4 protein-coding genes and 1 pseudogene are annotated in these 7,303 nt (G+C 60.4%); 4 read left to right on the forward strand and 1 reads right to left on the reverse strand.

The window, feature by feature from the left end; translation table 11 throughout:
* Positions 1–311 (forward strand): annotated as a pseudogene (locus G489_RS22580) (hypothetical protein); the annotation flags it as partial.
* Positions 312–445: 134 nt separating this feature from the next.
* On the opposite strand, the gene G489_RS22420 reads toward G489_RS22580, so the two are convergent.
* On the reverse strand, positions 446–676 hold the full coding sequence (locus G489_RS22420; protein WP_155889367.1) for a hypothetical protein: 231 nt from the start codon (positions 674–676) through the stop codon (positions 446–448).
* Between G489_RS22420 and G489_RS21870 the strand changes: the two genes are divergently transcribed.
* The 3 genes from G489_RS21870 to G489_RS0110800 form a co-directional block, all read left to right on the forward strand.
* Positions 669–2,936 carry a methyl-accepting chemotaxis protein gene (locus G489_RS21870; protein ID WP_245578883.1) on the forward strand — a complete coding sequence of 756 codons (2,268 nt, stop codon included), beginning with the start codon at positions 669–671 and terminating at the stop codon, positions 2,934–2,936. The genes G489_RS22420 and G489_RS21870 overlap by 8 nt on opposite strands.
* Positions 2,937–3,160: 224 nt before the next feature.
* The gene (locus G489_RS21875; RefSeq protein WP_051332543.1) at positions 3,161–5,551 is read left to right on the forward strand and encodes a methyl-accepting chemotaxis protein; all 2,391 of its coding nucleotides are present in this window, start codon (positions 3,161–3,163) and stop codon (positions 5,549–5,551) included.
* A 299-nt stretch (positions 5,552–5,850) separates the two neighbouring features.
* On the forward strand, positions 5,851–7,303 hold a 1,453-nt coding region (locus G489_RS0110800; protein ID WP_029041549.1), incomplete at its 3' end, for a methyl-accepting chemotaxis protein.

Raw genomic sequence — 7,303 nt, forward strand, 5'->3', positions numbered from 1 at the left:
CCCAGCACAATGCTGCGCTTGTCGAGGAGACCAACGCCGCCATCGAGCAAACGGAAGCGCAAGCAACAGAGCTCGATCAGATCGTGGCGATCTTCAGAATTGACGGCCAAGAGGGACAGGCCGTCCGGCTGGAACCGTCCGCCCGGCCCGGAGGGGAGCCGGGTGGCGGTTCGGCCATGAACAGCCAAGTCAGATCGCAGGCCGATAAAGGCCGCGGGATCAAGGCATTGACCGACAAGGTCAGATCCGCAGCGTCGACCTATCTCAGCCAGGGCAACGCTGCCATCGACAAGGACTGGGAAGAGTTCTGATCAGAAACGGCCCAAGGCCGGATCATCAAGCGATTGAAGGGCGGCTTTGGCCGCCCTTTTGCGTCTGGCCGACGCTTCTTTGCTGTCTCTGACCAGTGCCCTTCATGGTGTTGGATTGGTGCATAACCAATTCATTACCAAATGGCTGCTATTGTTGAAATGAGTGCAAAAGTCAGAGGGGAGGCAGGCATGGCGTTGCTGGGCAGGTTGGCGATCCGTCGCCCGAAATTCAAACTTCGCAGGCCGTCGGTCAAATCGCTGAACATATCCACCCGCATTGCCGCGAACACGGTAATCGGGGCGGTGTTGATCGCGGTTGTGGGGGGCGCGTTCATCTTCAGCGAGCAGCAGAAGGCAATGTCCATCAAGGACGAACGCCACTATGCAGAGATGCAAAGACTGGCGCAGTCGGTCGGGCTTGGTGTCTTGCAAATGCGCCGGTTCGAAAAGGACTTCGTGCTGCAGGATGACCTGGCGATCGCTGATCAGGTGCGGGCCGAGGCCAGGGCGGCGGGCGAAAAGATCGAAGCGCTCAAGGCCTTGGCGGGGGAGAATGACGCGGTTGCCGAGCCAATTGCCAAGTCTGCCGAAGCGCTGAGCACCTATACCAGCCTGTTCGACATCCTCGTCGAAACCAGCCAGGAGATCACACCGTCGGCGGAGACCGGTTTCCTCGCCGATATGAATACCGCGCTGACCAGCATCGAGGAAAAGATCGATGCCATCGATGCGGAAGCGGTTTCACTCGAATATGCGCTGATGCGCAATGCGGAGAAGGATTTCATGCTGGTCGGCGGTGACCGCAATATCCTTCAGGTCGACCGGCAGATCCGCAAGATCACGCGCGCAGCGCGCAGCGTCGGCGCTGACCCGATGATGCAGATCGAGATCGCGGATCTGCTCGAACTCTACAATGTGGGGTTTGACGAATATGCGGGTGCCAAGTCGCGCTATTCCGATCTGCAAGGGCAACTCGATACTGTCTATAACGGCATGGCCGCCGAACTCGAAACCGTCATCCAGCACGCGATTACTCAGGGTACGGCGGCAAGCGCCACGCTGTCCGACGTTACAGAGAACGCCAGGCTGTTCATTCTCGGGGTCATCGGCGTTGCACTGGTGGCGACCATCGTCATGGGTCTCATCATCGGGGTGTCGATCATCCGGCCGCTCAAGCGGATCACGTCCACGATGAAGACGCTGGCCCAAGGTGCCCTCGATACAGAAGTGCCGTTCGTCAAACGCCGCAACGAGCTGGGCGAAATGGCCCGCGCGGTTGAGGTCTTCAGGGCCAACGGGCTCAAGGTCAATGAAATGACCGAAGAAGAAAAGGCCGCGTCCGAACGGCGCCGGGTCGAGCGCGCGGACATGATGCGCGATCTGCAGACCGCATTCGGCGAAGTGGTGGATGCGGCGATTGCCGGCGATTTCACCAGGCGGGTCGATGCCCGTTTTCCCGATGACGAGCTCAATACGCTGGCCCGGGGCGTCAATGATCTGGTTGAAACGGTCGACAAGGGGGTCGCCGAGACCTCCAAGGTCATGGCGGCGCTCGCCGATGCCGATCTCGGGCATCACATGCAGGGCGATTTCCAAGGTGCATTCGCCCAGCTTCAGGCCGATACCAACCGGGTGAGCGATCGCCTTTCGGAAGTGGTCAGCCAACTGCGGGGAACCTCACGGGCATTGAAGACCGCAACGGGGGAAATCCTCTCCGGCGCCAACGATCTTTCCGAACGCACGACCAAACAGGCGGCAGCAATCGAAGAGACGACGGCAGCAACCGAGCAGCTTTCGGCCACCGTTGGCGACAATACCCGCCGTGCGCATGAAGCGCAGGCAAGCGCCGAACAGGCGAGGCAAGTTGCCGAAAAAGGCGGGTCGGTGATGGCCAGCGCCAATGATGCGATGGAGCGGATCACCAACTCCTCCGCCCGGATCTCCGACATTATCGGAATGATCGACAATATCGCCTTCCAGACCAATCTGCTGGCGCTCAACGCTTCGGTCGAAGCGGCACGAGCCGGTGAGGCGGGCAAGGGCTTCGCGGTCGTGGCCGTGGAAGTGCGGCGACTGGCGCAATCAGCGGCGGAGGCCTCGTCCGAGGTCAAGACACTGATCGACCAGTCGACGACCGAAGTCGGCGAAGGCTCGAAACTGGTAGCCGAAGCAGCGTCCAATCTCGACGGAATCGTCACTTCGGTGCGCGGGGTCACAGATCTAATGAATGAGATTGCCCGCGAAAGCCAGGAACAGGCTTCCGCGATCGGCGAGATCAGCCAGTCTATCAGGCAGATGGACGAGATGACCCAGCACAATGCGGCGCTTGTCGAAGAGACCAATGCCGCTATCGAACAGACCGAAGCCCAGGCCAGCGAGCTTGACCAGATCGTTGCCATCTTCCGGCTCGGGGATGGCAGGGAGGGGTCTGAAATGGTGTCCGCATCCGCCGGTTCTCGAGATGATGCGACGGCCTTCGCACAGGATGCCCAGCGCGATCTTGCCCCGGCGGAGGCACCGTCACCGCGCGGGCTCAAGGCGCTCAAGGACAAGGTTACCAGTGCCGCGGCCGCCTATCTCACCCAAGGCAATGCGGCTGTCGACGAAGAATGGGAAGAATTCTGAAGCCCAGCTTCCCGGCGTTCGAATGAACTGAAATGGGCGGCCTGAGGCCGCTCTTTCTTGTTCGACGTGGCGGCTCGGTCCTTCCAGGTGTCCCGAGCAAGGAGCCCGGAAAGCGGGCAGTTTGCTGTGGTTAGTTTCGGGTAAACACCTCCGTATTTCTTTATATGAATTTTTTAACCCTGAGCGCTTTTAATTAAGCGGCGCGTGAAAACAGGGACATCGTCATGCCGAAATTCAAACTTCCATCTTTCAGGTGGAAATCCAAACTGCCGTCCATTCAGCTCAGCCTCAAAGCGAAGATCTACGCGATCGCCGTGAGCGTTGTGGTCTGCGTCGCTGTGATCGGCGGGATTTATGCGTATCAGACCTATGAGCTCAACCGCATGCTGCAGGCGGAAAAGGAAGCAAGCGACAGTGCGGCCATGGTGTCCGACATCGCAGCACTGGTAACCAAGGTTGCCGATGATGCGCGCGGTTTCGCACTCGATTCCACAGACATCCGCAAGAGCGCGCTGGAACGCTCTAGCCAGGCGCTCGACAGGAAGCTCGCGCAGGTCGAGGGCGAAGAAGTCCTCGTCCAGATCGTCAAGAATGCACAGTCTGCCGTGGTCGGGCAGATTGCCGCGGCCGAAGTGGTCGGGCTCGACGAAAATCTTGGCCTTCAAGGTGAACTGCGCGCGGCAGTACATGCCATCGAAGAAGAGCTCGATGCTTCGATGGGCAGTGCGATTGCGCTCAATCCGGTCAAGATCCAGATGCTCACCCTGCGCCGGCATGAGAAAGACTTCATCATGCGTGGCCGAAAGATTTATGAGAACCGGTTCGATGACGCCGTCGAAGAGTTCAGGGCTGCATTCAAGAAGGCGTTTTTCGGCGCCGATGTCGAAGAGCGCATGTTCGGCTATCTCGACACCTATCAGAAGGCCTTCCACGCCTATGCGGATGGTGCCGCTGCCTATGACACCGCGCTCAGGACCACGGAAGAGGCGATGCAGACCGCCGTCGGGCAGATCGAACAGCGTCGCGGCTTCTGGAACCTTGTGAGCGCCGGTGCGACCAAGGATGCCACCGAGCTACGCCAGAGCACCGAGATCATCCTTTATGCCGTGATCGGCTTTGCCGCGGTGGCAGCCTTTGTGATCGCCTGGTCGGTGGGCGTGATCGTCGTGCGACAAGTGCGCAAGATCGAAGGGTCGATGCAGTCGCTGATCGAAGGGCAGCTCGATATCGATGTGCCCTTCACCACGCGCAAGGACGAGATGGGTCGCATGGCCCAGGCGGTTGAAGTCTTCCGCGACAATGCAGCCAAGGTTGCTGCGATGAGCGAGGAAGAGGCTCAGCGCGCCGCGCGGATCGCAGAGCGGGCACAGATGATGCAGACGATTCAGGGTGCCTTTACCGAGGTCGTGGATGCGGCTGTTGCCGGCGACTTCTCCAAACGGGTCGACGAACGGGTAGGCGACGCCGAACTCGATCGGCTGAGTGACAGTGTGAATGCGCTCGTCTCGACGGTTGAGCGCGGCCTTGACGAGACGGCGGATGTTCTGAGTGCTTTGGCGCAGACCGATCTGACCCAGCGGGTGGAAGGGGAGTATCAGGGCTCGTTCCTCCGGCTCAAGCAGGACACCAACAGGGTGGCCGACAAGCTGGTGGAAATCGTCAGCCAGCTGCGGGGCACCTCAAGAGCGCTCAAGACCGCGACCGGCGAGATCCTTTCAGGGGCGAACGACCTTTCCGAGCGCACCACCAAGCAGGCCGCGGCGGTGGAAGAAACCACCGCCTCGACCGAACAGCTCGCCAATACGGTCAATGAGAACTCGGAGCGGGCCAAGAAGGCCCAGAGTTCTGTCGATGAAGCCCGCCAGGTCGCCGAGAAGGGCGGCCAGGTGATGGCGGAGGCCACCCATGCGATGGAGCGGATCTCCAATTCCTCCTCCAAGATCTCCGATATCATCGGGATGATCGACGACATTGCCTTCCAGACCAATCTCTTGGCGCTCAATGCCTCGGTCGAAGCAGCAAGAGCGGGTGAGGCCGGCAAGGGGTTTGCGGTGGTCGCGGTGGAAGTGAGACGGCTGGCCCAGTCTGCCGCGGAGGCGTCCTCGGAAGTGAAGAGCCTGATCGAGCAGTCAGTGACCGAGGTCGAGGGCGGTTCGAAGCTTGTGGCGTCTGCGGCGGAAAGCCTTGAGGGGATCGTGACCTCGGTGCGGGGTGTGAACACGCTCGTCAACGAGATCGCGGAAGACAGCCGTCAGCAGGCGGTGTCGATCTCGGAGATCAGCCAGTCGATCCGTCAGATGGACGAGATGACCCAGCACAATGCGGCGCTGGTCGAAGAGACCAATGCCGCCATCGAGCAGACCGAGGCCCAGGCGACCGAGCTTGACCAGATCGTCGCCATCTTCCGCCTGGAGGATGGGCAGGAAGATCAGGCCCGGCTGGCACCGCACCAGCCAATGGCTGCGCCGGGAGATCACGCCGGCATGGCCGAGAAGCGGGAGCCCGAGGCAAGGCCGGGCGGCATCAAGGCGCTGACCGAGAAGGTCAAGACCGCTGCCTCCACCTACCTCTCCCAGGGCAATGCCGCCATCGATGCCGATTGGGAAGAAATCTGATCCATTGGCGGAACTGGAAGTCCGATTCACAAAGGCCGGCGCATGCGTCGGCCTTTGTTTTCAGTCTCACTTTACTCAATTTCTCTTGTGCAACCGAATGTTAACCCTGAGCTTGTTACGCAAGCGGCGATGCCATGACTTGAATGTCGGGTGTCGAACTGCCTCGGGGGCGGCAGGGGAAATGACGGCGACGCAGGCCGGCGGTTTCCACAAGACCTGAGTGCCCATTCAGCAGAATTCGATGGCCGGAGTGGATTATTGACGCACCCATACCGGGCGCGCCAACGAACGGGTTCTGCATGAAAATTCGCGGCAAGATTTTTTCCATCGTCGGGCTTATGGGCCTGATTTCGCTTCTGATCAGTGCCATGGCTGGCTATGCGCTGGTCGAGTACAATGCGCGGCTCGATGCGTTTGACAACGCATCCTACCAGGCTCAGCTCGGTGAGCGGCTAAACCGCAACGTCACCGCGGTGGTGATGGACTCGCGCGGCATCTACGCTTCCGATACCACCGATGAGGCCACCAAGTTTGCGACTGGTCTGATGGCCAATCTCGACGCTGTCGATGCGACACTCGAGGAATGGCGTCCGTTGATCCTTGCGGAACAGATGCCGGCCTTTGAATCACTGATTGAACGCACGGCGGAATTCCGTAATTTCCGCAGCGAGACCGCCCGGCTTGGGCGCGATGTCGATCCGGCACTGGCAAACGAACAGGGCAACAATGAAGCCAATCGTGCCAACCGCAAGGCCTACCAGGCCGAGATCGATGCCTTCACCGATGGCAATGTTGAACGGCTTCTGGCGGTCAAAGGCGACCTCGACGCCTTCCGGCAAAGCATGATGCTGATGATCGGCATCACCGCCGTACTGGGTCTGGTCGTGGGCGTTTCGGGCGCTGCCTATCTTGGCACTGCGCAGTTGTCGCGGCCCATCCGGCAGCTGACGGAAACCATGACCGCTTACGCGCATGGCGATTTCAGCGCTGAGGTTTCCTATGCCGGGCGCAAGGACGAGATCGGTGAGATCGCACGGGCCGTCGAGGTGTTCCGTGATAACGGCATCAAGGTCGCCCAGATGACCGAGGAAGAACAGGCGCGTGCCCAGCGGACCCTCACCCGGGCCCAGACCATGGAGAAATTCCAGGGCGAGTTCGGTGACGTGGTCGATGTAGCCCTGCGCGGCGACTTTTCGCGGCGCATCGACAGCCGGTTTGACGACGAAGACATCTCGCGGATTGCAGGAAGCTTCAACCGGTTGATTGCAAGCGTTGACGGCGGATTGCAGGATGCGGGTTCGGTGCTTTCGGCGCTGGCGGACTCAGATCTCAATCGCGAAATGACCGGCGATCACAAGGGTGCGTTCCGCGAGCTGCAGCTCAACGTCAATCGGGTGAGCGAAACGCTGCGCGACACTGTCCTCAAGCTCCGCGACACCTCGCGTGCGTTGAAGACGGCGACGGGAGAGATCCTGAGCGGGGCGAACGATCTATCCGAACGCACCACCAAGCAGGCGGCAACGATCGAAGAGACCTCGGCAGCCATGGAGAACATCGCCGCCACCGTGCTCGAGAACGTCAAGGAAGCCCAGGACGCCTCCGAGGGGGCAGAGAATGTCCGGGTAACCGCAGAGACCGGCGGCCAGGTCATGCAGCAGGCGACCGAAGCCATGGAGCGGATCACCAACTCCTCGGCCAAGATCTCCAACATCATCGGCATGATCGACGACATCGCCTTCCAGACCAATCTGC

The sequence above is a fragment of the Cucumibacter marinus DSM 18995 genome (assembly GCF_000429865.1).
In the GTDB taxonomy this organism is placed as follows: Bacteria; Pseudomonadota; Alphaproteobacteria; order Rhizobiales; family Devosiaceae; genus Cucumibacter; species Cucumibacter marinus.

Coding starts and splice junctions, on each gene's coding strand:
- G489_RS21870 (WP_245578883.1), top strand. CDS start 669: ATGTCCATCAAGGACGAACGCCACTATGCAGAGATGCAAAGACTGGCG.
- G489_RS22420 (WP_155889367.1), bottom strand. CDS start 676: ATGGACATTGCCTTCTGCTGCTCGCTGAAGATGAACGCGCCCCCCACA.
- G489_RS21875 (WP_051332543.1), top strand. CDS start 3,161: ATGCCGAAATTCAAACTTCCATCTTTCAGGTGGAAATCCAAACTGCCG.